This window comes from Streptomyces sp. HM190 (assembly GCF_009857135.1).
GTDB classification, from domain to species: Bacteria; Actinomycetota; Actinomycetes; order Streptomycetales; family Streptomycetaceae; genus Streptomyces; species Streptomyces heilongjiangensis.
In genome coordinates this window covers 6,081,349-6,105,146 of record NZ_CP047318.1, presented here as the reverse complement: position 1 = coordinate 6,105,146, position 23,798 = coordinate 6,081,349, and the positions used below count along the sequence as shown (strand labels likewise).

General features: G+C 72.5%; 17 protein-coding genes, 2 pseudogenes and 2 riboswitches. Of the genes and pseudogenes, 10 read left to right on the top strand and 9 right to left on the bottom strand.

Features of this window, described 5'->3' with window-relative positions; genetic code table 11:
• Positions 1–82: 82 nt before the first annotated feature.
• A complete protein-coding gene (locus GSY65_RS26200; RefSeq protein WP_159773253.1) occupies positions 83–751 on the bottom strand; it encodes an AAA family ATPase in 669 nt (222 codons plus the stop codon).
• A 251-nt stretch (positions 752–1,002) separates the two neighbouring features.
• Positions 1,003–1,100, top strand: a riboswitch (glycine riboswitch).
• Positions 1,101–1,225, top strand: a riboswitch (glycine riboswitch).
• A 72-nt stretch (positions 1,226–1,297) separates the two neighbouring features.
• Between GSY65_RS26200 and gcvT the strand changes: the two genes are divergently transcribed.
• The 4 genes from gcvT to GSY65_RS26180 all read left to right on the top strand — a co-directional run bounded on the left by gcvT (position 1,298) and on the right by GSY65_RS26180 (position 5,781).
• Complete coding sequence (gcvT, locus tag GSY65_RS26195) at positions 1,298–2,422, top strand: glycine cleavage system aminomethyltransferase GcvT (protein WP_159773251.1); 1,125 nt, start codon at positions 1,298–1,300, stop codon at positions 2,420–2,422.
• A gap of 167 nt (positions 2,423–2,589) precedes the next feature.
• Positions 2,590–2,967, top strand: a complete 378-nt coding sequence (gene gcvH, locus GSY65_RS26190) for a glycine cleavage system protein GcvH (protein ID WP_159773249.1) — start codon at positions 2,590–2,592, stop codon at positions 2,965–2,967.
• 14 nt (positions 2,968–2,981) lie between these two features.
• Positions 2,982–4,247, top strand: coding sequence for a serine hydroxymethyltransferase (gene glyA / locus GSY65_RS26185; RefSeq protein WP_159773247.1), 1,266 nt, complete (start codon positions 2,982–2,984; stop codon positions 4,245–4,247).
• Positions 4,248–4,413: 166 nt separating this feature from the next.
• Positions 4,414–5,781: an L-serine ammonia-lyase gene (locus tag GSY65_RS26180; RefSeq protein WP_159773245.1), complete on the top strand. Its 1,368-nt coding sequence runs from the start codon at positions 4,414–4,416 to the stop codon at positions 5,779–5,781.
• Here GSY65_RS26180 and GSY65_RS34060 read toward each other — a convergent pair.
• On the bottom strand, positions 5,768–6,091 hold the full coding sequence (locus GSY65_RS34060) for a response regulator transcription factor (protein WP_236580059.1): 324 nt from the start codon (positions 6,089–6,091) through the stop codon (positions 5,768–5,770). The two genes, GSY65_RS26180 and GSY65_RS34060, sit on opposite strands and share 14 nt — an antisense overlap.
• Positions 5,982–6,526: pseudogene (locus tag GSY65_RS34055) on the bottom strand (helix-turn-helix transcriptional regulator); the annotation flags it as partial. The pseudogene GSY65_RS34055 and the gene GSY65_RS34060, both read right to left, overlap by 110 nt.
• Between GSY65_RS34055 and GSY65_RS34050 the strand changes: the two are divergent.
• A pseudogene (locus GSY65_RS34050) lies at positions 6,499–7,094 on the top strand (NADase-type glycan-binding domain-containing protein); the annotation flags it as partial. The pseudogenes GSY65_RS34055 and GSY65_RS34050 overlap by 28 nt on opposite strands.
• A gap of 130 nt (positions 7,095–7,224) precedes the next feature.
• Here GSY65_RS34050 and GSY65_RS26170 read toward each other — a convergent pair.
• The 6 genes from GSY65_RS26170 to GSY65_RS26145 all read right to left on the bottom strand — a co-directional run bounded on the left by GSY65_RS26170 (position 7,225) and on the right by GSY65_RS26145 (position 13,451).
• Positions 7,225–7,437, bottom strand: a complete 213-nt coding sequence (locus GSY65_RS26170) for an EF-hand domain-containing protein (RefSeq protein WP_159773243.1) — start codon at positions 7,435–7,437, stop codon at positions 7,225–7,227.
• Positions 7,438–7,617: 180 nt separating this feature from the next.
• Positions 7,618–8,823 (bottom strand): YncE family protein, encoded by a 1,206-nt coding sequence (locus tag GSY65_RS26165; RefSeq protein WP_159776418.1) that lies wholly within the window; start codon positions 8,821–8,823, stop codon positions 7,618–7,620.
• A gap of 287 nt (positions 8,824–9,110) precedes the next feature.
• Complete coding sequence (locus GSY65_RS26160; protein ID WP_159773241.1) at positions 9,111–9,614, bottom strand: ATP-binding protein; 504 nt, start codon at positions 9,612–9,614, stop codon at positions 9,111–9,113.
• A gap of 294 nt (positions 9,615–9,908) precedes the next feature.
• Positions 9,909–10,676, bottom strand: a complete 768-nt coding sequence (locus GSY65_RS26155; RefSeq protein WP_159773239.1) for an enoyl-CoA hydratase/isomerase family protein — start codon at positions 10,674–10,676, stop codon at positions 9,909–9,911.
• A gap of 84 nt (positions 10,677–10,760) precedes the next feature.
• On the bottom strand, positions 10,761–12,020 hold the full coding sequence (locus GSY65_RS26150) for a L,D-transpeptidase (RefSeq protein ID WP_201452676.1): 1,260 nt from the start codon (positions 12,018–12,020) through the stop codon (positions 10,761–10,763).
• A 204-nt stretch (positions 12,021–12,224) separates the two neighbouring features.
• A complete protein-coding gene (locus GSY65_RS26145) occupies positions 12,225–13,451 on the bottom strand; it encodes a L,D-transpeptidase (RefSeq protein ID WP_159773237.1) in 1,227 nt (408 codons plus the stop codon).
• Positions 13,452–13,668: 217 nt separating this feature from the next.
• Here GSY65_RS26145 and glgX point away from each other — a divergent pair, with 217 nt between their 5' ends.
• The 5 genes from glgX (at position 13,669) to GSY65_RS26120 (ending at position 23,641) form a co-directional block, all read left to right on the top strand.
• Entirely contained in the window at positions 13,669–16,050 is a 2,382-nt protein-coding gene (glgX, locus tag GSY65_RS26140; RefSeq protein ID WP_236580057.1) for a glycogen debranching protein GlgX, read from the top strand.
• 11 nt (positions 16,051–16,061) lie between these two features.
• Positions 16,062–17,927: an ABC transporter ATP-binding protein gene (locus GSY65_RS26135; RefSeq protein ID WP_236580055.1), complete on the top strand. Its 1,866-nt coding sequence runs from the start codon at positions 16,062–16,064 to the stop codon at positions 17,925–17,927.
• Positions 17,924–19,786 (top strand): ABC transporter ATP-binding protein, encoded by a 1,863-nt coding sequence (locus GSY65_RS26130; RefSeq protein ID WP_159773235.1) that lies wholly within the window; start codon positions 17,924–17,926, stop codon positions 19,784–19,786. Before GSY65_RS26135 ends, GSY65_RS26130 begins: the two co-directional genes overlap by 4 nt.
• 127 nt (positions 19,787–19,913) lie before the next feature.
• Positions 19,914–21,746, top strand: coding sequence for an ABC transporter transmembrane domain-containing protein (locus GSY65_RS26125; protein WP_159773233.1), 1,833 nt, complete (start codon positions 19,914–19,916; stop codon positions 21,744–21,746).
• 122 nt (positions 21,747–21,868) lie between these two features.
• Complete coding sequence (locus tag GSY65_RS26120) at positions 21,869–23,641, top strand: ABC transporter ATP-binding protein (RefSeq protein ID WP_159776412.1); 1,773 nt, start codon at positions 21,869–21,871, stop codon at positions 23,639–23,641.
• Positions 23,642–23,798: the final 157 nt, after the last annotated feature.

Genomic DNA, 23,798 nt, shown 5'->3' with positions numbered 1-23,798 from the left:
CCCCCGCCGACGAAGGGGACGGCCCGGCGGCCCCCTTCCACGGCGCCCGGCCCCTGCTCGTGACAGCGCCCCGGCCCGGTGCTCAGCCGTGGAAGCAGATCCGGTCCAGCGCGTCCGCCGCGGCCCGGTCGATCAGCACCACCGACCCGCAGCCCTCCGGCAGGCGCCCCTGCTCCACGGCCCGCAGCAGCCGGGTCATCGCCCCGCGGTGCCGGGCGAAGGCGTACCGGGACACCCCGCGGCCCCGCTCCCGCTGTCCGTCCCGCGCCTCGCCGGGGGTGACGTCGAGCAGCAGCAGATGGAGGGTGCCGCCCCGCCGGACGGCCTCCCGGGCGAGCCAACGCCGCACCCAGGCCTGGGTTCCGCAGTCATGGACGACGACGCCCTCGCCGGAGCGCAACGCGCGCCGCAGCCCGGCGTAGTGCGCGAGGCGCACGAACGGCCGGTACACGGCGTACGGCAGGGCGCGCGCCAGACGCGCGTCGAAGCGGTCTCGCGTGTCCTGCGAGTCGATCCGGAGCCCCGGGACCGCGCGCCGCATCAGGGTCGACTTGCCGCTGCCGGGCAGCCCGGTGACGACCACGAGGTCGGCCGCCGCGAACGACAGCACGCGCGGGCTCCGCCCGGAGCGCTCCCTGAGGTCGCGGACGACCGCCCTCGGGAAGGGGCCGCAGGCCGCGGCGGCCGGGCCGGCGGGCTGCTCGGGCAGGGCGATGCCCGAGGTCGTCGCGTACGCCGTGGTCCTGTTCACCGTGATCGTCCTCCCCAGGGGTCGGGAGACCCATCCCCACAGACTGTAAAGAGAAGGTAATGCCCGATCCCTCCTGATTCAGTCCTCGTATGGCCACAAGAGTGCTACGGACCGCGGTGTCTGTCCCTCGAATTCACGCGGTCCCGGGGGCCGGGGCGTCCGGACCGACGCCTCCCCCACCCGGGAACCTCCCCCTGCCGTGCCGCGCCGATGCGTGCAATGATGTGCGCGCCAACTGCATACCGGCCGCTTGAATCCGCGCGGGAGAGCTCCCAGCAGTCCTCGCTGGGGCGCCGAAGGAGCAAGTCCCTCCCTTGAATCTCTCAGGCCCAGATACCGCGCGGGCGAGGCACATCTGAAAAGCGAGCCGCTGCGCCAGTGGCTCCACCCAAGGTGCAAACCGCGACCACCGGTGCGTCATCAGGACGTACGGTCGAGGTGAACCTCTCAGGTTCCGATGACAGATGGGGAGGAACGTCCTCGCCTTCCCCCACGCTCGGCTTCGCTCGCGTGGGAGGGATCCCCGTCGCCCTGGGAGCAGAACCGATGAGCAGTAGCCCCACCGCCGGACCGCGCCGTACCGCGCTCGATGCCCTGCATCGCTCGCTCGGCGCGACGATGACCGACTTCGCGGGCTGGGACATGCCCCTGCGCTACGGCTCCGAGCGCGACGAGCACCACGCCGTCCGCACCCGGGCCGGGCTGTTCGACCTCTCCCACATGGGCGAGATCACCGTCACCGGCCCCGAGGCGGCGGCGCTCCTCGACTACGCCCTCGTCGGGAACATCGGCGGTGTGGGCACGGGCCGCGCCCGCTACACCATGATCTGCCGGGAGGACGGCGGCATCCTCGACGACCTGATCGTGTACCGCCTCGCGGACACCGAGTACCTGGTCGTCGCGAACGCCTCCAACGCCCAGGTGGTGCTGGACGCCCTGGTGGAGCGCGCGGCCGGGTTCGACGCCGAGGTCCGCGACGACCGGGACGCGTACGCGCTGCTCGCGGTCCAGGGCCCCGAGTCGCCCGGCATCGTCAAGGCGCTCACCGACGCCGACCTCGACGGTCTGAAGTACTACGCGGGCCTGCCCGGCACGGTCGCCGGCGTCCCGGCGCTGATCGCGCGCACCGGGTACACCGGCGAGGACGGCTTCGAGCTGTTCGTGAAGCCGGAGCACGCCGTCGAGCTGTGGCAGGCGCTGACCAAGGCGGGCGAGGGCGTCGGCCTGGTGCCGTGCGGGCTGTCCTGCCGGGACACGCTGCGCCTGGAGGCGGGCATGCCGCTGTACGGGCACGAGCTGACCACGGAGCTGACGCCGTTCGACGCCGGACTCGGCCGGGTGGTGAAGTTCGAGAAGGAGGGCGACTTCGTGGGCCGCGCGGCCCTGCGCGAGGCCGCCGAGAACACCCACCACGAGCCGCCGGTCCTCGTCGGCCTGATCGCCGAGGGCCGACGGGTCCCCCGCGCCGGGTACCCCGTCGTCGCCGACGGCAAGGTGATCGGCGAGGTCACCTCCGGCGCCCCCTCCCCCACACTGGGCAAGCCGATCGCGATGGCGTACGTCGACGCCGTGTACGCCGCCCCGGGCACCGCCGGGGTCGCGGTGGACATCCGCGGCAGCCACGAGCCGTACGAGGTCGTGGCCCTGCCGTTCTACAAGCGGTCGAAGTGACACCGTAGGAGTCGGCTCACCGTCGTTCAGAAGCGGCATGGCGTGGTCGTGCACTACGGCACGGCAGCGCACCCGAGCGTGACAAAGGGCACATCCGCCCTGCTCAACAGCGGTTTCAGTAGTCCCTCATTCACCACCACTCCCCCGCGTACAGGAGAATTCAGGCCATGAGCAACCCCCAGCAGCTGCGTTACAGCAAGGAGCACGAGTGGCTGTCGGCCGCCGAGGACGGCGTCTCGACGGTGGGCATCACGGAGCACGCGGCCAACGCGCTCGGCGATGTCGTCTACACCCAGCTCCCCGAGGTGGGCTCCACGGTGACCGCGGGCGAGTCCTGCGGCGAGCTGGAGTCGACGAAGTCCGTCAGCGACCTGTACTCCCCGGTGAGCGGTGAGATCACGGAGGTCAACGAGGACGTGGTGAACGACCCGTCGCTGGTGAACACCGCGCCCTTCGAGGGCGGCTGGCTGTTCAAGGTACGGATCGCGGAGGAGCCGGGCGACCTGCTCTCCGCCGACGAGTACACCGCCTTCATCGCCGGCTGAGAGGTCCCCGCACCATGTCGCTTCTGAACACGCCCCTGCACGAGCTGGACCCGGAGGTCGCGGCCGCCGTCGACGCCGAGCTGCACCGCCAGCAGTCCACCCTGGAGATGATCGCCTCGGAGAACTTCGCTCCGCTCGCCGTCATCGAGGCCCAGGGCTCCGTCCTCACCAACAAGTACGCCGAGGGCTATCCCGGCCGCCGCTACTACGGCGGCTGCGAACACGTCGACGTCACCGAACAGATCGCCATCGACCGCGTCAAGGCCCTCTTCGGCGCCGAGTACGCCAACGTCCAGCCCCACTCCGGCGCCTCCGCCAACCAGGCCGCCCTCTTCGCCCTCGCCCAGCCCGGCGACACCATCCTCGGCCTCGACCTCGCCCACGGCGGCCACCTCACCCACGGCATGCGCCTGAACTTCTCCGGCAAGCAGTTCACCGTGGTCCCCTACCACGTCGACACCGCGACCGGACTGGTCGACATGGCCGAGGTCGAACACCTCGCCAAGGAGCACCGCCCCAAGGTGATCATCGCGGGCTGGTCGGCCTACCCGCGGCAGCTGGACTTCGCGGAGTTCCGGCGGATCGCCGACGAGGTCGGCGCGTACCTGTGGGTGGACATGGCGCACTTCGCGGGCCTGGTCGCCGCGGGCCTGCACCCCAACCCCGTCGAGCACGCGGACGTGGTCACCTCCACCACCCACAAGACCCTCGGCGGCCCCCGCGGCGGCATCATCCTCGCCAAGCAGGCCTTCGCCAAGAAACTGAACTCCTCCGTCTTCCCCGGCTTCCAGGGCGGCCCCCTGGAGCACGTGATCGCCGCCAAGGCCGTCTCCTTCAAGGTCGCCGCCGGTGAGGAGTTCAAGGACCGCCAGCGCCGCACCGTCGAGGGCGCGCGGATCCTCGCCGAACGCCTCACCGCCCCCGACGCCCGCGAAGCCGGCGTCAACGTCCTGTCCGGCGGCACCGACGTCCACCTCATCCTGGTCGACCTGCGCGCCTCCGAACTCGACGGGCAGCAGGCCGAGGACCGGCTCCACGAGGTCGGCATCACCGTCAACCGCAACGCCGTCCCCGACGACCCCCGGCCCCCGATGGTCACGTCCGGCCTGCGCATCGGCACCCCCGCCCTCGCCACCCGCGGCTTCACCGCCGCCGACTTCACCGAGGTCGCCGACATCATCGCCGAGACCCTCAAGCCGGCCCCCGACACCGAAGCCCTCAAGGCCCGGGTCAAGGCCCTCACCACCAAGCACCCGCTGTACCCCACCCTGGGCACGTGATCCGCGGCGGCGGCCGGGACCGACCGAACCCCGGCCGCCGCTCCGGGACGTGACCCGGGTTCACCGGCACCACCGTGCCGTCCCTTCTTCCGGGGCAGCGCGCACACTGGCAGTGAGCGCGGTGCCCCGCTCCCCCCTCGCACCAGCCCCGTTCTGAGGAGTCACCGTGGCCATCTCGGTCTTCGACCTGTTCTCGATCGGCATCGGCCCGTCCAGCTCCCACACGGTCGGCCCGATGCGGGCCGCCCGGATGTTCGCGCGCCGACTGCGCAAGGAGGAGCTGCTGGCGGCCACGGCCTCCATACGGGTGGAGCTGTACGGCTCCCTGGGCGCGACCGGGCACGGCCACGGCACCCCCAAGGCGGTCCTGCTGGGCCTGGAGGGAGCCTCGCCGCGCACGGTGGACGTGGAGTCGGCCGACGACCGCGTGGAGTCCATCAGGGAGTCGGGCCGGATCCGGCTGCTCGGCGACCACGAGATCCCCTTCGACTTCGACAAGGACCTGGTCCTCCACCGCCGCAAGACACTGCCGTACCACGCCAACGGCATGACCGTGTGGGCGTACGACGCGTCGGGCGCGGAGCTGCTGTCCAAGACGTACTACTCGGTCGGCGGCGGCTTCGTCGTGGACGAGGAGGCGGTCGGCGCGGACCGCATCAAGCTGGACGACACGGCCCTGAAGTACCCCTTCCGGACGGGCGACGAACTGCTGCGCCTCACGAAGGAGACGGGCCTGTCGATCTCCGCGCTGATGCTGGAGAACGAGCGGGCCTGGCGCACGGAGGAGGAGATCCGCGAGGGGCTGCTGGAGATCTGGCGGGTGATGCAGACATGCGTCGCGCGCGGCATGTCCCGCGAGGGCATCCTCCCCGGCGGTCTGCGGGTGCGCCGCCGCGCCGCCGTCTCGGCACGGCAACTGCGCGCCGAGGGCGACCCGTTGGCCCACTCCATGGAGTGGATCACGCTGTACGCGATGGCCGTGAACGAGGAGAACGCCGCCGGCGGCCGTGTGGTGACGGCCCCGACGAACGGCGCGGCCGGCATCATCCCCGCCGTCCTGCACTACTACATCAACTTCGTCCCCGGGGCCGACGAGGACGGTGTCGTCCGCTTCCTGCTGGCCGCCGGGGCCATCGGCATGCTCTTCAAGGAGAACGCGTCGATCTCCGGCGCGGAGGTCGGCTGCCAGGGCGAGGTCGGCTCGGCCTGCTCGATGGCGGCCGGCGCGCTCGCCGAGGTCCTCGGGGGCAGCCCCGAACAGGTCGAGAACGCGGCCGAGATCGGCATGGAGCACAACCTCGGCCTGACCTGCGACCCGGTCGGCGGCCTCGTCCAGATCCCCTGCATCGAACGCAACGGCATGGCCGCGGTCAAGGCCGTGACCGCCGCCCGCATGGCGATGCGCGGCGACGGCTCCCACAAGGTGTCCCTCGACAAGGTCATCAAGACGATGAAGGACACGGGCGCCGACATGAGCGTCAAGTACAAGGAGACGGCCCGCGGCGGGCTGGCGGTGAACATCATCGAGTGCTGAGGGGCGCCTCCCCTCGGTTCGCTCGCCCGGTCACCTCCGCCGCGCGGAGGACCGGCCCGGGCGGGTCGTCCGGTGGGGCGTCCGGTGGCAGGGCACCGGTTCGGGGGGCGGGGGGTGGCGTGAGGGCCGCCGTCAGTTCGGCTCTGCGGCGGATGCCGAGTTTGCGGTAGGTGCTGGTCGGGTGGGTCTCGACGGTGCGTCGGGCCAGATGGAGCAGCTCCGCGATCTCCGTGTTCGTGCGGTTCTGCGCGCCGCATCGCCTCGGCGGCCCGCCGGTGGGCGCGTTGGCGTGCGGCGCTGCTCCAGCCACCGAGCACCGCGTCCGGCAGCAGCGGATGGGCGTAGCGGGGTCGGCCCTCGGCGTCCGGGCGGAGCAGCCCGAGGCGGGTCACGACGGTGAGCCGGCCCGGGACGCGGCCGGGGTCGTTGCCCGCCGTACGGGCGGGCAGGTCGGCGTCGGCCGTGGCGGGGCCGTCCTCGTCCAGCGCGGCGAGCGCGCGGGCGACCCCGGTGGTGGCGGGGCCGGCGCTGTCCAGCCACCAGGTCACGGCGGCGGCGTACGAGCCGGGGTACAGGGCGGCGCAGGTGTCGGGCAGGGTGTCCTGGTCGGAGGACTGGAGGTCGTCGAGGGGGGCGCTCAGCAGCAGGGGGTTGCCCGCGCCCGCCCGTACGCAGGCGGCGCCCCACTCGGCGCGCTGTCGCCGGCCCGCGCCGAACGGACCAGCTCCGCGGCGGAGTCGGGGCTTCGGCCGGATCCTCTCCTGGGTCGTCGGCGCCCTCGTGCTCGCCCTGATGGTGACGCTCGCGTTCCACGCCGACGACGCCGTCCAGACGACCCGGGACCACTTCGCCAAGCGCGCCCCGATCGGCCCGGACCGGGTGAAGGCGTCCCGCTCGTACCCGGGCCACGGCGCCCGGCTCGCCTTCGACCCGTTGAACAACACCTGGTGGGGGCCGGGTGTCACCCAGAGCGGCGAAGGGGAGTGGTTGGAGGCCCGGTTCGACCCTCCCACACGGCTGCTGGACGTGATCATCACGCCCGGTGTCTCGACCAAGGTGGACCAGCTGTCGCAGTCGGCCCGCCCGCACCGCATCGAGGCCGTGACCACCGCCGCTGCGCCGCGCCGACGGCTCGAAGAGCACGAGGATCATCAACCTCGACCAGGGGGCCGGCGGCCGGCGCCGCACGTTCCGCGTCGGCGAGGTCACCGCCGTCCGCTTCGTCCTGCGCTCCGCCTACGGTGCCGACGGCAAGAAGACAGGTGTCGATCGCCGAGATCGAGTTCTTCGGCCGCTCCAACAGCAACACCTGACCCACCCTCCGGGCGGCTCCGCTCCCGTCGCGGGTGCCGCCCGGCGCGACGCGGCGGGAGCTCCTGACCGCGAACGGCGAAGGGGGCGCCCGCCGCGGTGTGCGGCGGGCGCCCCCTTCGCCGGGGCACGTCACTTGTTGAGGTACGTCCAGAACTCGTCGAACGACAGGAGCTTGTCGCCGTTGAGGTCGCGGCTCTTGATGATGGCCTCGGCCACCGCCTCGGTGACGTTCCAGTCGCCCTCCTGGGCCAGGGCGGTCTTGAACTCGGCGGAGGTGATGAAACCGTCACCGTTCGTGTCGATCCGCTGGAACTGCTTGCGTGCTTCCTCGATGTCCGCCACCGGTCCGCCCCTTCGTCGTGCTCTTCATGCGTGTACCGCCATCGTTGGCGCGCCCAGATTAACCGGCGCGCCGTTGACGCGGTGCGGCGCCCACCCAGGCGGCATCACCGGTGCCCGCCCGGTCGGCGGGAGGACCAGGACCGAGACGACGGGCTCCCGGACGGGGGCGGCGCCGGCAGGTCACCGGAAGATGCCGGTGTGCCCGAGGGAGTAGCGGCCGGGCTGCGGGTAGACGGCGAGGCCGTGCGGGCCGCTGCCGACGGGGATGCGGGCGAGCTGCTTCCCGGTGCGGGTGTCGATGGCGTACACCTCGGAGTCGTAGCGGCCGGAGAGCCACAGGACCTTGCCGTCGGCGGAGACGCCGCCCATGTCGGGGCTGCCGCCGTCGGGGAGGTGCCACTTCTTGGTGAGTTCGTTCCTGGTGAAGTCGAAGACGGAGACGGTGCCCTCGCCGCGGTTGGAGACGTACATCTCGCGGGAGTCGCGGCCGACGTACAGGCCGTGGGTTCCCTTGCCGGTGGGCAGCAGCTTCGGCTCGGCGAAGGTGTCGCCGTCCAGGACCCACATGCCGTCGGCCATCATGTCGGCGATGTAGAACCGCTTGCCGTCCGGTGAGATCTTCACGTCCTGCGGCATGGCCCCCTCGAAGGGCAGTTTCTGCTGGCCGACCACCTTCATCTTCTCGGTGTCGACCTTGAGCAGTTCGCCGCTGAACTCGCAGGACACGATGAAGTACCTGCCGTCGAGCGAGAAGTCGGCGTGGTTGACGCCGTAGCAGCTGACCGGTTCGGTCTTGACCCGCTTCATGGTGTGCGGGTCGCGGAAGACGAGTTCGCGGTCGAGGGAGGCCATGACGACGGCGTACTTGCCGTTCGGGGTGAAGTACAGGTTGTACGGGTCGTGGACCTCGACGGGCTTGCCCGCCTTGCCCGTCCTGGGGTCGATGGGAGTGAGGGTGTGGCCCCGGTTGTTGTTGACCCACAGGGTCTTCAGGTCCCAGGACGGCACGACGTGCTGGGGCTGGCGGCCCACCGGGATCGTCTCGATGATCTCGTACGTCTTCGGGTCGATGACGGAGACGGTGTCGGACTCGCTGTTGGGGACGTACACCCGCGACGGGAAGTCCTTGACGACCGGGGAGAGCCGGCCCGGGCGGTCGGCGGCGTAGACGTCCTTGGGGTCGAGGACGGGTGGCATGCCGTGCAGGCCCTGTGCCTCCGACCGCTGTTTCTTCTTCCGCTCGGCGGCTTCGGCCGCGGCCCGGTCGGCACGGTCGGCCCGGATCCGCCGTTCCTGCTCGTCGGTCCCGGTCCCGCTGCCGCAGGCGGCCACGGCGGCGAGGACGGCCGCCGCGAGGAGGGCACGCTGGACGAGAGGGCGCTGCATGAGGGAGGTGCGGGGCGTGGTCACGCGCACCTTTATAGGGAGGTCGGGCTGGATTTCCGGCGATTGGCCCGTTCGGCGGAGATCCGCGCCGCGGGACGGCGGACGGGGGCCCGGCCCGCGGCCCGGGGGTCAGTACGGCTGTCCGGCCCGGGGGTCAGTACGGCCGACCGGCCCGCGGGGCGGTACGGCTGTCCGGTCCGCGGGTCAGTACGGCCGACCGGCCCGCGGGGCAGTACGGCCGACCGGCCCGCGGGGCAGTACGGCTAGCGGTCCGCGGGGCAGTACGGCTAGCGGTCCGCGACGCGCATCTCGAACCAGGTGGTCTTGCCGCGTGGCAGCAGATCCACGCCCCACCGGTCCGCCAGTTTGTCGACGAGGAAGAGTCCGCGTCCGCTGATGTCCATCTCCTGCACCGGCATCAGACAGGGCAGGCCCCGCGAGGGGTCGCGGACCTCGACGCGGATCCATCCGCGCCGCCGTCTCATCCGCAGTCCGAAGACCCTGGCCCCGGTGTGCCGTACGGCGTTGCCGACCAGTTCGGAGACGAGCAGGACGGCGTCCTCGGTCATCTTGGGCGAGAGCCGCCATTCACGCAGGACGACGACCTGGACGAGCCGACGGGCGGTGGCGGCGGACTCGGGGCGGGACGGCAGCGGAACCTCCGCCTCCGTGGGGTCGCCGAACAACTCCAGTGCCTTCAGCGCCCGTTCGTCCTCGATCGCAGGCGACCAACGCGCCGCGGTCGCACTCCCGTGCCGCCGCGGCTGTTCGATACCCTCCAGCCCCGCCATGCCCCCATCATGGCCGCCCGGAGCGCCCTTCGTGGCCGTTCCGGAGGAATACAACCCCCGGAACCAACCATTCCGGGGGTTCCGGATGTCATATGCCAAAGGCATCCAAGGCCCCTAGGAACCCCTCCCGACCTGCGCGGATTCCCTGAACTTCGGTCAGTGGACGCGGACTTGGCCGGACTGTCCTTACGACTGCCTTAAGGCTCCGCTCATCCGCCCCATCGGGGGACGCGGGTAAGACATCGCGTCAACTGCAAGGGGATCGACGGAAGTCACGGACCGGATTACGGGCCGTCAGACGAACTTCGCCTTGCCCGGACCCTCCTCCACGAAGCTGCGCATGCCGCGCTCCCGGTCCTCGGTGGCGAACAGACCGGCGAACCAGTTCCGCTCGATCGCGAGCCCCGTCTCCAGGTCGGTCTCCAGGCCCGCGTCGATCGACTCCTTGGCCGCCCGCAGCGCGATCGCCGGCCCCCGGGCGAGCCTCGCGGCCCACTCGTGCGCGGCCCGGTACACCTCGCCGGCCGGGACGACCCGGTCCACGAGGCCGAGCGCGAGGGCCTCGTCGGCCTTGACCATGCGGCCGGTGAAGATGAGGTCCTTGGCCCGGGAGGGGCCGATGAGCCGGGACAGACGCTGGGTGCCGCCCGCGCCCGGGATCACCCCGAGCAGGATCTCCGGCTGGCCGAGCTTCGCGTTCTCCCCGGCGATGCGGTAGTCCGCGCACAGCGCGAGCTCGCAACCGCCGCCCAGGGCGTAGCCGGTGACGGCCGCGACGACCGGCTTGGGGATGCGGGCCACCGCGCTGAAGGAGTCCTGCAGGGCGCGGGAGCGGACGACCATCGCCGCGTGGTCCATCGCCTGCATCTCCTTGATGTCCGCGCCCGCCGCGAACACCTTCTCCCCGCCGTAGAGGATGACGGCGCGTACGTCGTCCCGGCCCGCCGCCTCCTCGGCGATTTCCTTGAGGCGGTCCTGGGTGGCGACGTCCAGGGCGTTCATCGGGGGGCGGTCGAGGCGGATGGTGCCGACGCCTTCGGCGACTTCGAGATGCACAGTCATGCAGGCAGGTTAACGGGGACTAACGACAGCGGCTCCGGTGTGCTGCGTCACAGCACACCGGAGCCGCGCGTCCGACCGGAAGGGCTACGCCTTCCACTTGTCCCAGGACATGTTCCAGCCGTTGTAGCCGTTGTCCGGGGCGACGACGCGGTCGTTGGAGTTCTTCACGACGACGACGTCACCGACCATCGAGTGGTCGAAGAACCATGCGCCCGGGGCCTTGCGGTCGTAGCCGCCGCGGGTGTCGCGCAGACCGATGCAGCCGTGGCTGGCGTTGTAGTTGCCGAAGGCGTCGCCGCCCCAGTAGTTGCCGTGGATGAAGGTGCCGGAGTTCGTCAGGCGCATGGCGTCCGGCACGTCCTTGATGTCGTACTCGCCGCCGTAGCCGACGGTCTCGCCGTTCATCCGGGTCACGCGCAGGCGCTCGCTGATGACCATCTGGCCGTTCCAGGTCTCCATGCCGGGCTTGCCGGTGGTGACGGGGATGGTCTTGATGAGCTTGCCGTCCCGCTTCACCTTCATCGTGAGCTTCTTGACGTCCACGACGGAGACCTGGCTGCGGCCGATGGTGAAGGAGACCTTCTTGTTCTGCTCGCCGTAGACGCCGTCGCGCCCCTCGACACCGTCGAGGTTGAGGTCGACGGTGACCTTCGTGCCGGCCGCCCAGTACTTCTCCGGACGGAAGTCGAGGCGGTCGTTGCCGAACCAGTGGCCGGCCACCTCGACGGGCGGCTCGGTCTTGATGGTGATGGCCTTCTCGACGTCCTCGGGGGCGGTGATGCCGCGGGTGAAGCGGATCGAGAACGGCATGCCGACGCCGACCTTCGAACCGTCCTCCGGGGTGAAGATGCCGACGAAGGTGTTCTTCGGGGTCAGCGTGGTGAAGGACGACTCCTCGGCCGCCTCACGCCCCTCGGCGTCCTTCGCGATGGCGTGCACCTTGTACTCGGTGGCCGAGTTGAGGTGGATGGACGGCGTCCAGGTGGCGCCGCCGTCGGTGATCTCGCCGGCGATCTTCCTGCCCTTGCCGTCCTCGACGGTGACCTCGGACAGCTTGCCCTTGGTGGCGGTGACCTTGAGGGCCCCGCTGGTGGCCACGTCCTTGGCCTTGTTCTTGGGGGCGATGGAGACCACCGCTTCCGACGGCGCCGTGGCCGCCTTGCCGGAAGCACTCTTGTCCGAGCCCTTGGCCTTGTCGCCGTCGGAGCCGGAATCGGACCCCCCGCCGCCGCCCCCGCACGCGGTGACGGCCAGCATCAGCAGGCCCAGCAGCAGCGCCAGGACCCCCGTACTCCCCCGTGTCCGCGCGCCAACCGACGCCCCCGATATCGGTCGCCCGTTCACCTTGCTGTTCTCCCCTCGCACGGCCTTGAGCAGGCCCGCACCCCTACGCGCCGCACGCGCGTCCGGACGTACATTAACCAGATGATCGGATGGGATTGACCCCGACGAATGTCACCGTTCAGTCCCAACTTGAACGATTCCGATCACCGGCCGCCGGTCCGGCCCCACCCCAGGTCGCCCGCCCCGCGCGTACGGCTATGTCGGTTACCTCACCGCGGCACCCGCTTTCCACGCCTTCCACCCCATGTTCCACCCGCCGAGCCCGTTGTCGGGAGCGACCTTTTTGTCGTTGCTGTTGACGACCTCGACGACGTCCCCGACGAGGCTGCGGTCGAAGAACCAGCCCGCGGGAGTGCTGGAGCTGCCGCCCTTCACGTCGCGCAGACCGATGCAGCCGTGACTGACGTTGGCCCGGCCGAAAACGCCCGGTGCCCAGTAGTTGCCGTGCAGGAAGGTGCCGGAGGTGGTCAGGCGCATGGCGTGCGGGACGTCGGGGATGTCGTACTCGCCCCTGCCGTCCGCCTTCTTGAAACCGACGGTGGCGCCGTTCATCCGGGTCACCTCCAGCATCTCGGTGACCACCATCTTCCCGTTGTACGTCGTCGTGCCGGGTGCCCCGGCCGTGACGGGCAGGGTGGCGAGCACACCGTCGCCGCGCTCGACCCGCATGGTGTGCAGGGCCGCGTCGACGACGCTGGCCTGGTGGCGGCCGATGGTGAACGAGAACGTCCGCTGCTGCGCTCCGTACACGCCGGGCGCCCCCTCGACGTCGCGCAGCCGCAGGGCGACGGTGACCTTCGTCCCGGGCCTCCAGTACGTCTCGGGGCGGAAGTCGAGGCGGCCCCGCCCGAACCAGTGCGGACGGATCTCGACGGCAGGCTCCGCGGTGACGCGGACGGCGCGTTCGACGGCCGCGCGGTTCTGGATCTCCCGGTTGAACTCCAGGGAGACGATCATCCCGGTGCCGACGGTGGACCGGTGCTCCGGGGCGACGTACGCGACGAACCGCTTGCCGGGAACGTACGTGCGGAACGTGACGTGCCGGGCGGAGCGGCGGCCGTGGGCGTCCAGCGCGACCGCGTCGACGGTGTACTTCGCGGCCAGCGCGAGCTTCCGTGAGCCGGTGGGGCGCCAGGTCAGCCCGTCGGCGGACACCCGCCCCGGAACGGGTGACTCCTGGGCGTCCTGCGACTTCACCACCTTGACGGACTCCAGGCGCCCACTGGGCACCCGTACTTCGAAGCGCTGCTCCGGGCGCACGCCCTTGCTGCCGTCCTCAGGGGTGACCCGGATCGTGTCGTGGGGAGCTTTCTCACTGGTCAGTGGGGGTGGGGAGGTGCATCCGGCGACGGCGGCCAGCAGACCGGCCGCGACCAGGACGGCGGCCGGCGAGGCACCCGGGCGGCGCGCGTGCGTCTGTGCGTGGTTCACGTGCGGCCCAACGACGGCGCACGCCCCCGGGAAACGTGAGTGCGAGGCGCGCTCTGGGCAGAACCATGGAAGACCCGACGGGGAGCAGGGACCTGCCCGTCAGCACGAGGGGGGGCGTTGTGCGGGGCTGTCACAGCACCCCCTGGGGCGGCGGGTCCCGGGGCCGGGCCACCCGGCCCCGTTTTCGCGTCGGCCCACCGAGTCGCGGGAGGCCGTGGTGTCGAGCGCAGCCGAGCAGGAGGCAGTGGAGGACAGGCGCGGGGTGCCGCCCGCGCGTCGAGCCGTCGTGCTCGACGGCAGGCCGGTCGGGGCGGGGCAGCCGCCGCCCGTGTGGCCCGGTGCCCCGACACCGCTCGGGGCGCGCTTCCGGGTGGGACCGGACGGGGTCGCCGGGACGAACTTCGCGCTGTGGGCGGGCGGGGCGGAGGCCGTCGAGCTGTGCCTGTTCTCCCCGGACGGCGAGGAGACACGGCTGCGGCTGACCGAACTCACGCACGAGATCTGGCACGGCTTCGTGCCCGGTGTGCTGCCGGGCCGGCGGTACGGCTACCGGGTGCACGGCCGCTGGGACCCGTGGACCGGCGCCCGCTGGAACCCTGCGAAGCTGCTCCTCGACCCGTACGCACGGGCCGTGGACGGCGAGTTCAGCCTGCCGCCGGAGGTGTACGGGCACGTACGGGACTGGCCCGAGCAGCATGTCGCGGACACCGTGCGCGACGAGCGGGACTCGGCGCCGTTCGTGCCCAAGGGCGTGGTCGTGCACGACGACAGCCCCGACGACGAGTGGATGGACGACCGGCGCCCCAAGACCCCGTGGGCGGACTCGGTCATCTACGAGCTGCACGTCAAGGGGTTCACCAGGCTCCACCCCGGCATCCCGGAGGAGCTGCGCGGCACCTACGCGGGGCTCGCGCACCCGGCGGCGATCGAGCACCTGGTGAGGCTGGGCGTGACGGCGGTGGAGCTGCTGCCGGTGCACCAGTTCGCCCACGAGGACCATCTGCTGCGGCGGGGCCTGCGGAACTACTGGGGCTACAACTCCATCGGCTACTTCGCGCCGCACGCGGCGTACGCGGCGTCGGGGACCGCCGGGCAGCAGGTCGGGGAGTTCAGGCGGATGGTGCGGGCGCTGCACGCCGCCGGGATCGAGGTGATCCTCGACGTGGTCTACAACCACACGGCGGAGGCGGACCAGCGCGGCCCGAGCCTGTCGCTGCGCGGGATCGACAACCGCGGCTACTACCGCCTCCAGGGCGACGCCCGCCACTACGCGGACTACACGGGCTGCGGGAACACGCTGCACGTGGTCCAGCCGCACGTGCTGCGGCTGATCACCGACTCGCTGCGGTACTGGGTGACGGAGATGGGGGTGGACGGCTTCCGTTTCGACCTCGCGGCGGCGCTGGCCCGTTCGATGCACGACGTCGACATGCTCTCCCCGTTCCTCGCCGTCATCGCCCAGGACCCCGTGCTGCGGCGGGTGAAGCTGATCGCCGAACCGTGGGACGTGGGCTCGGGCGGCTACCAGGTGGGCGCCTTCCCACCCCTGTGGACCGAGTGGAACGACCGCTACCGGGGCGCCGTGCGGGACTTCTGGCGGGGGGCGCTGCCGGACGTGCGGGACCTCGGCTACCGGCTGTCGGGCTCCAGCGACCTGTACGCGTGGGGCGGACGGCGGCCGTACGCGTCGGTCAACTTCATCACCGCGCACGACGGTTTCACCCTGCGGGACCTGGTGTCCTACGAACGCAAGCACAACGAGGCGAACGGGGAGGGCAACCGGGACGGCTCCGACGACAACCGGTCCTGGAACTGCGGCGTCGAGGGCGAGACCGACGACGAGCGGGTGCGGGCGCTGCGGCGCCGGCAGCTGCGGAACCTGCTGACGACGCTGCTGCTGTCCACGGGTGTGCCGATGCTGGTCGCCGGGGACGAGATGGGGCGGACCCAGGGGGGCAACAACAACGCGTACTGCCAGGACAACGAGATCGGCTGGCTCGACTGGGGGCTGCTGGAGGACCCCGGCTGGAAGGCGCTGTCCGACCTGACGGCCCGGCTGATCGCCCTGCGCCACGAGCACCCGGTGCTGCGCCGGGGGGCGTTCTTCTCGGGGCGGGCGCACTCGGCGGACGGACTGCGCGACCTGGCGTGGTTCACCGCACGGGGCGAGGAGATGACCGAAGGGGACTGGTACGCGCCGGCCGCGACCCTCGGCATGTACCTCTCGGGCCGCGACATCCCCGGCCGGGACGCGCGCGGCGCGCCCGTCCTCGACGACAGCTTCCTCGCGGTGCTGCACGCGGGCGACCGGCCCGTGGACTTCGTGCTGCCGGGGGTGCCGTGGGCCGAACGGTACGAGGTCGTCGTCGACACGTCGCGGGAGGAGCAGGCGCGGGAGCCCGGGGTGGTGCACCGGGCGGGGGCGGCGGTCGCGGTGCCGGCCCGGACCGTGCTGCTGCTGCGCGTGGCGGGACGGGGCGGCCGGGCGGCAGCACCGAGGAGGGAAGAGGGAGGAGGCGGAGTGGTGGACGGTCTTAGGACCGATGACCGACGGCGGTCCGGCCAAAACTCGGTGGGCGATGTCAGTGGCGATCCGTAGGCTCGCTGCTGATGGCCACGACACGTGCAACCGCCGAGGAACCCGACCAGAACCAGGACCCCGAGCAGCCCCCGGAACCCGCGCCGCGGACCGCCCGGCAGGCCGAGGGGCGGTCCGCCGTACGCAGCCTGCTGCGGCTGTGGCCGTACGTCCGGCCGGTGCGGGCGCGGCTGTCCGTGGCCGCGGCCGTCGCGATAGTCGCCTCCTGCGTGGGCCTGGTCATCCCGCTCGTCCTGAAGTGGATGGTGGACGGGCCGGTCGCGGACCGCGACCCGGCGGGTGTCTGGCTCGGCGCGCTGTACCTGCTGCTGCTCGGGCTCGCCGAGGCGCTGTTGTTCGGCCTGCGGCGCTGGCTCGTGGCGCGGCCGCTCGCAGGGGTCGAGGCGTCGATGCGGGCCGACCTCTACCGCCATCTCCAGCGGCTTCCGGTCGCCTTCCACGACCGGTGGGCCTCCGGGCAGCTGCTGTCGCGGGGCACGACCGATCTGATGCTGCTGCGGATGTTCCTCGCCTTCCCGCTGACGTTCCTTCTGGTCAACGGGGTGACGATCCTCGTCGGTGTGATCATCATGCTGTTGCAGGACTGGACGCTCGGCCTGGTGATCCTCGGGCCCGCCGTGCCCGTCATCGTCACCTGTGTCGCCTTCGAGCGCAGGTACGCGGCGGTCGCGCGGCTCGCCCAGGACCAGGTGGGCGATCTGACGACGGTCGTGGAGGAGAGCGTCCTCGGCATCCGGATCATCAAGGGGTTCGGGCGGCACCGCAGCCAGGCGCGGGCGTTCCGCGAGCTGTCCCGGACCCTGCGGGGCACGGAGCTGCGCAAGGCCCGGCTGCTCTCCGCGATCTGGGGCGTCATCATCACCCTGCCCGAACTCGCCATCGGGGCGGCACTCGTCGTGGGCGTGGTGCAGGTGGCGGACGGCACGCTCTCCGCGGGGACGCTGGTGGCCTTCCTGTCGACGGCCCTCGCGCTGCGGTGGCCGGTGGACTCCATCGGCTTCCTGCTGGCGATGAGCCAGGAGGCGGCCACCGCGACCGAGCGGTACTTCGAGGTGATGGACGCCGAACCGGAGGGCGCCGACGACACCGCGGGCGCCCGGGGGCCCGCGGCGCGGACGGTGCGGGGCGGCCTGGAGTTCCACGGCGTACGGTTCCGCTACCCCGACGCGCCCGCCGACGCGCCCCCCGTCCTCGACCGCGTCGACCTGCACATCCGCCCCGGCGAGTCGATGGCGCTCGTCGGCGCGACCGGCTCGGGCAAGACGACGCTCACCGCGCTCGTGCCCCGGCTGCACGAGGTGACCGAAGGCCGGATCACCCTGGACGGCGAGGACATCGCCACGATGCCGCGGGAGGAGCTGCGGGCGAAGGTCTCCGTGGCCTTCGAGGAGCCGACGCTGTTCTCCGCGACCGTCGGGGAGAACGTCCTGATGGGCGCCGGCCCGGACGCCGGACGGCCCGAGCTGGACCGCGCCCTCGCCATCGCGCAGGCCGACTTCGCGCACGCCCTGCCCGACGGCACCGCCACCCAGGTGGGCGAACAGGGCCTCAGCCTCTCCGGCGGACAGCGGCAGCGGCTGGCACTCGCGCGGGCCGTCGTCGGACGGCCCCGCTTCCTGGTGCTGGACGACCCGCTGTCGGCGCTGGACGTGCACACGGAGGCCGCGGTGGAGGCGGCGCTGCGCCGGGTGCTCGCGGAGACGACCGCCCTCATCGTGGCGCACCGCCCGTCGACGGTGCTGCTCGCCGACCGGGTGGCACTGCTGTCCGGCGGCCGTGTCGCCGCCGTCGGCACCCATCAGGAACTGCTGCGGACGAACGCCGAGTACGCCCATCTGATGTCGGGCACCGAGGACACCGAGGGGGACGCGCGATGACGGCGCCGACGACCACCGCGCCGAACAGGGACCCGGACGACGACGAACGCCCCGTCGAGCAGGGGGTGACGGACCCCTTCGACCACGACGACCTGCCCACCCCGCCGGGAGCCACCCTCGCGCTGCTGCGGTCGCTGCTCGCGCCGATGAAGGCGCGGGTCGCGTTCACGAGCGTGCTGCTCCTGCTCCAGCAGGCGGCGGTGCAGGCCGGTCCGCTGCTGGTGGCCTACGCCATCGACCGTGCCGTACCGGCGTTCCGGGACGGCCGGCACGGCCCGCTGGTCACCGTGGGCGTCGCCTACCTGGTGTGCGCGCTCGCGGCCGGCGGGCTGCAGTTCGCGTTCATCGGGGCGTCCGCGCGGGTCAACCAGGACGTGCTGCTCGATCTGCGCGGCCGGATCTTCCGGCACGCGCAGGCGCTGAGCATCGACTTCCACGAGCGGTACACCTCGGGCCGGCTGATCTCGCGTTCCACCACGGACGTCGAGTCGCTGCGGGAACTGCTCGACGAGGGCCTGCAGGAACTCATCACCGTGCTCCTCGCCTTCGTCTACATCTCGGCGATGCTGCTCTGGCTGGACCTCGGCCTCGGGGCGGCGGCGCTGGCGTCGTTCGTGCCGCTGTACGGGCTGGTGCGGCTGTACCAGCGGCGGGCGGCCGGGGTGTACGCGGCCCGGTCCACCGCGATCGCCGCGGTGATCGTGAAGTTCGCGGAGACCATGAACGGCATCCGCCCGGTGCGCGCGTTCCGCCGCGAGAACGCGAACGACGCCGAGTTCCGGCGCCTGAACAGCCACCACGAGCGCACGAACGGCGACGCCATCCTGGAGATGGCCCGGTATGTCGTCGGCTCCCGGGTGGTCGCCAACATCACGGTCGCCGCGATCGTGCTGTGGGGCGCCTACCGGGTGGCGTCCGAGTCCCTCGCGCTGGGTGTGCTGGCGGCGGCGGTGCTGTACCTGCGGCGGCTGTACGACCCCATCGACCGGCTCGGCATGTTCCTCAACTCCTACCAGTCGGCGGCCGCCTCGCTGGAGAAGATCGCGGGGCTGCTGGCCCAGCGGCCGTCGGTGCCCGAGCCGAGGGAGGCGAGAGAACTGCCCGCCCGGGTCCGCGACATGCCGGGCCGCGAGGTCGTCTTCGACGGCGTACGGTTCGCCTACCGCACCGGCGGCGAGGTCCTGCCGCGTTTCGACCTCACCCTCGCGGCGGGCAGCACGGTCGCCGTGGTCGGCTCCACCGGCGCGGGCAAGTCGACGCTCGCCAAGCTGCTGGCCCGCTTCTACGACCCGTCGTCCGGGCGGATCCTCCTCGACGGGGTCGACCTGCGCGACCTCGCGATGCCCGAACTACGGCGCGGGGTGGTGATGGTCACCCAGGAGGCGTTCCTGTTCTCCGGCACGGTCGCCGAGAACATCGCCATCGGCCGCCCCGACGCCACCCGCGAGGAGATCGAACGCGCCGCGAAGGCCATCGGCGCCCACGATTTCATCAGCGCGCTCCCCGACGGCTACGACACCGACGTACGCAAGCGGGGCGGGCGCATCTCCGCCGGGCAGCGCCAGCTCGTGGCGTTCGCCCGCGCGCTGCTCGCCGACCCGGCCGTCCTCATCCTCGACGAGGCCACAAGCTCCCTCGACATCCCCGGTGAACGGGCCGTGCAGCGCGCCATGTCCACGGTCCTGCAGGGCCGTACGGCCGTGGTGATCGCCCACCGGCTGTCGACGGTGGAGATCGCCGACCGCGTCCTGGTCATGGAGCACGGCCGGATCGTCGAGGACGGCACCCCCGCGGAACTCGTCGACGGCAAGGGCCGCTTCGCCGACCTCCATCAGGCGTGGCGGGACAGCCTGGCGTAGTGCGCTCACGGCACCCGGCGGCCACGCGCGCGGGGTGACGACAACCACGGAGCAGAGCACGTCCGGAGGACGACACGTCGCGCGACACCTCGTGCGCACGTCCGGCCGGCGGGAGGATCGGGGGCCGATGATCGACGCGTACGAGGACCCGGGTGTCCCCGACCGCAGGAGCGGGGCCCGCTACCTCTGGTGGCTGGTCCGGCAGCAGGCGGGCCGCTCCGCGCTCGGCTCGCTGATCTCCTGTGTGTGGATGGTGCTGCTCGCGGCGACGCCGTACATGCTGTCGCGCGCCATCGACGAGGGCCTCCAGCCCGGCGACCACCGCGCGCTGGTCGGCTGGTCGGCCGGCCTGTTCGGGGTGGGCGCGTTCAACGCCTGGCTGAGCATCATGCGGCACCGCACCATGACCCGCGTGCGGATGGACGCCAACTTCCGCACCGTGAAAGTGGTGATGGGGCACGCCGTCCGGCTGGGCGCGGCGCTGCCGCGGCGGGTCGGCGCCGGTGAGGTCGTCACCATCGGCGTGGGCGACGTCAACACGATCTCCTCGTCGCTGACGGTCATCGGGCCGGGAGCGGGCGCGCTCGCCGCGTATCTGGTGGTCGCGGGGCTGCTGTTCGCCGTGTCCGTACCCATCGCGACGGTCGTGCTGCTCGGGATGCCGCTGATGGCCGTGCTGGTGGGGCCGTTGCTGCGGCGGCTGCAGGGCACGGAGGCGGAGTACCGGGAACGGCAGGGGGTGCTGACCGCGCGGATCGCGGACCTCGCGAGCGGGCTGCGCGTCCTCAACGGCCTCGGCGGCAAGGGCCTCGTCGCCGACGCGTTCCACCGCGACTCGCAGCGGCTGCGGGCGCAGGGCTACCGGGTCGGCTCGGTGACCAGCTGGCTCCAGGCGCTCGGGGTGGGGCTGCCGACCCTGTTCCTCGCGGTGGTGACCTGGCTGGCGGCGCGGCTGGCCGCCCAGGGTGCCATCACCGTGGGCGAGTTGGTGTCGGTGTACGGGTACGTGACCGTGCTGGTGCGGCCGGTGTCGTACTTCGTCGACTGGGGGTACGAGGTGAGCCGCGGGGTGGTGGCGGCGCGGCGCGTCATCCGGTTCCTGGACCTGGAGCCGCTGCCCGACCACGGGACGCGGGACGCGCCCGCCGAGCCGTCGGCGCTGCACGACCCCGAGTCGGGCGTCCGGGTGCTGCCGGGCCGGCTGACCGCGCTGGCCGGCGACCGGCCCGCCGACACGGCGCTGGTCGTGGACCGGCTCGGACGGTACATGCCGACGGCCGCGACCTGGGGCGGCATCCCCCTCGACGAGATCCCGCTGGCGCGGGTCCGGGAGCGGATCCTGGTCGCCGACCACGAGGCGGACCTGTTCGCGGGGCGGCTGCGGGACCTGCTCGGCGGCCCTGCGGAGCCGTCCGACGCTCAGATCGCGGCGGCCGTGCGCGCGGCGGTCGCCGACGACATCGTGCAGGGCCTGCCGGACGGGCTCGACTCGGCGGTCGACGCCCAGGGACGCAACCTCTCCGGGGGCCAGCGGCAGCGGGTGCGGCTGGCGCGGGCGCTGCTGGCCGACGCGGAGATCCTGCTGGCGGTCGAGCCGACGTCGGCGCTGGACGCGCACACGGAGGCGCGCGTGGCCCAGCGCCTGCGGGAGGCCCGCGAGGGCCGCACCACGCTGGTCACCACCACGTCCCCCCTGGTCCTGGACCACGCCGACACGGTCATCCACCTCGTCGACGGCAAGGTCAACGCCACCGGCACCCACCGCGACCTCCTGGCCGCGGAGCCGGGCTACCGCGCGCTGGTGGCGCGGGACGCGGGTGAGGACGGGGACGAGGCAGGGGAGGCGAGGGCCGGGGCCTCTGCGGAGGGGGCGAAGACGAAGACGGAGAAGCAAGCGGAGCGGCGCGTGGAAGCGAGCGCGGGCACGGACGAGGTGGCCGCAGAGGAGGCCGTACGGTGACGACGCGCTCCCCCGAGGACCCGAAGCGCCCAGCGCCCACGGCCTCCGCCGAGGACTCCCCCACGCACACGGCCTCCGCCGAGGGTTCCGCCCGCGCGGACACCTCGCCCACCGGCGCGGCCGTGGCGGGCTGCGCCGTCGGCGGCCCCTCCCCCCGTCTCCCGGTCGCCCGGCCCGTCGATGTGCGGCGGGCCGCGGTACGGCTGGTGAAGGGGGACGGGCGGGCGTTCCTCGCCGTGCTGGCGTTGAACGGGGCCGCGGCCGGAACGGGGCTCGCCGGGCCCTGGCTGCTGGGGCGGATCATCGACGTGGTCCGCGGCGGGGGCGGCGTCGGCGCGGTGGACCGGCTGGCCCTGGCGATCCTGCTGTGCGCGGTGGCGCAGCTGCTGCTGGCCCGCTGGGCCCGTTACGTGGGGCACCGGTTCGGGGAGCGGATCCTGGCGCGGGTCCGGGAGGAGTTCGTGGACCGCGCCCTCGCCCTGCCCGCGTCGGTCGTGGAGCGGGCCGGCACCGGCGACCTGACGGCACGCGGTACCGCCGACGTGGACATCGTGGGCAAGACCCTGCGCGACTCGGGCCCCGAGCTGCTCATCAACAGCGTGCAGGCGCTGTTCCTGATCGGCGCGGTCTTCGCCCTGGACCCGCTGCTCGGCGTGTGCGGGCTGGGCGGCCTCACCGGCATCTGGTTCGTGCTGCGCTGGTACCTGCGCCGGGCGCGAGCCGGGTATCTGGCGGAGGGCGCGGCCGGCTCCGAGGTCGCGGAGATCGTCGCGGCCACCGCGTCCGGCGCCCGGACGGTGGAGGCGCTGCGGCTGGAGCGGCGGCGGATCGCCGCGAGCCGGGACGCGCTGGAGGTCTCCCGGCGCCGGCGGTTGCACACCCTGTTCCTGCGGACGGTGTTCTTCCCGGGCGTCGAGGTCTCCTACCTCGTGCCGGTGGTGACGGTGCTGCTGGTCGGCGGGATGCTGCACGACCGCGGTGCGATGAGCCTGGGCGCGGTGGTCGCCGCGGCCCTGTACCTGCAGCAGCTGAGCGGGCCGCTCGACGAGATCCTCATGCGGATCGAGCAGTTGCAGTCCGGCGGCGCCTCGTTCGCCCGTGTCGAGGGGCTGGCCCGCGCGCCGCGGGCGGTGCCGTCCCGGTCACCGGAGCCGGCGGACGACCGGATCGACGTGACCGGGGTGCGGTACGCGTACGAGCGGGGCGGCGAGGTGCTGTGCGGGGTCGACCTGACCGTACGGCCGGGTGAGCGGCTGGCCGTGGTCGGCCCGTCCGGCGCGGGGAAGACCACGCTGAGCAGGCTGCTGGCCGGGATCGACGCGCCCACCGAGGGCTCGGTGACGGTGGGCGGGGTTCCCGTCGTCGGCCTGGGCCCGGAACGGCTGCGCCGTCAGGTCGTCCTGGTCACCCAGGAGCACCATGTGTTCCTGGGGACGGTCCGCGACAACCTCCTCATCGCCGAACCCTCCGCCATGGACGAGGAGTTGTGGGCCGCGCTGACGGCCGTGGGCGCCGACGGCTGGGTCCGCGACCTGCCCGAGGGGCTGGGTACCCGCCTCGGTACGGGCGGTCACCGTGCGGACGGGTCCCAGGCCCAGCAGCTGGCCCTCGCCCGGGTGGTCCTCGCGGACCCGCACACGCTCATCCTCGACGAGGCGACCGCTCTGCTCGACCCCGCCACCGCCCGCCACACCGAACGCGCCCTCGCCGCGGTCCTGGAGGGCCGCACGGTCATCGCGATCGCCCACCGCCTGCACACCGCGCACGACGCGGACCGGGTCGCCGTGATGGAGGACGGGCGGCTCGCCGAACTGGGTACCCACGACGAGCTGGTGGGCGCGGGCGGAGCGTACGCGGCGCTCTGGGAGAGGTGGCACGGCGAGCGCACCGGCTGACGGAGCCCGGCCGCCCTGCTCCGGCGGGCCGGTCCGGGGCCCCGTCAGGCGGGCCGGTCCGGCACCCTCTTGGTCGACGGTCCAGCCAACGACCCGTATATCGAACATGACCCTCCGGTCAACGAACGATTTCCGGCCAACTTCTTGACGCGCTCCT

What these genes read in the sequence shown, in the direction of transcription:
- gcvT (WP_159773251.1), top strand. Translation starts at nt 1,298, where the DNA reads ATGAGCAGTAGCCCCACCGCCGGACCGCGCCGTACCGCGCTCGATGCC.
- gcvH (WP_159773249.1), top strand. Translation starts at nt 2,590, where the DNA reads ATGAGCAACCCCCAGCAGCTGCGTTACAGCAAGGAGCACGAGTGGCTG.
- glyA (WP_159773247.1), top strand. Translation starts at nt 2,982, where the DNA reads ATGTCGCTTCTGAACACGCCCCTGCACGAGCTGGACCCGGAGGTCGCG.
- GSY65_RS26165 (WP_159776418.1), bottom strand. Translation starts at nt 8,823, where the DNA reads ATGCAGCGCCCTCTCGTCCAGCGTGCCCTCCTCGCGGCGGCCGTCCTC.
- GSY65_RS26160 (WP_159773241.1), bottom strand. Translation starts at nt 9,614, where the DNA reads ATGGCGGGGCTGGAGGGTATCGAACAGCCGCGGCGGCACGGGAGTGCG.
- GSY65_RS26155 (WP_159773239.1), bottom strand. Translation starts at nt 10,676, where the DNA reads ATGACTGTGCATCTCGAAGTCGCCGAAGGCGTCGGCACCATCCGCCTC.
- GSY65_RS26135 (WP_236580055.1), top strand. Translation starts at nt 16,062, where the DNA reads ATGGCCACGACACGTGCAACCGCCGAGGAACCCGACCAGAACCAGGAC.
- GSY65_RS26130 (WP_159773235.1), top strand. Translation starts at nt 17,924, where the DNA reads ATGACGGCGCCGACGACCACCGCGCCGAACAGGGACCCGGACGACGAC.
- GSY65_RS26125 (WP_159773233.1), top strand. Translation starts at nt 19,914, where the DNA reads ATGATCGACGCGTACGAGGACCCGGGTGTCCCCGACCGCAGGAGCGGG.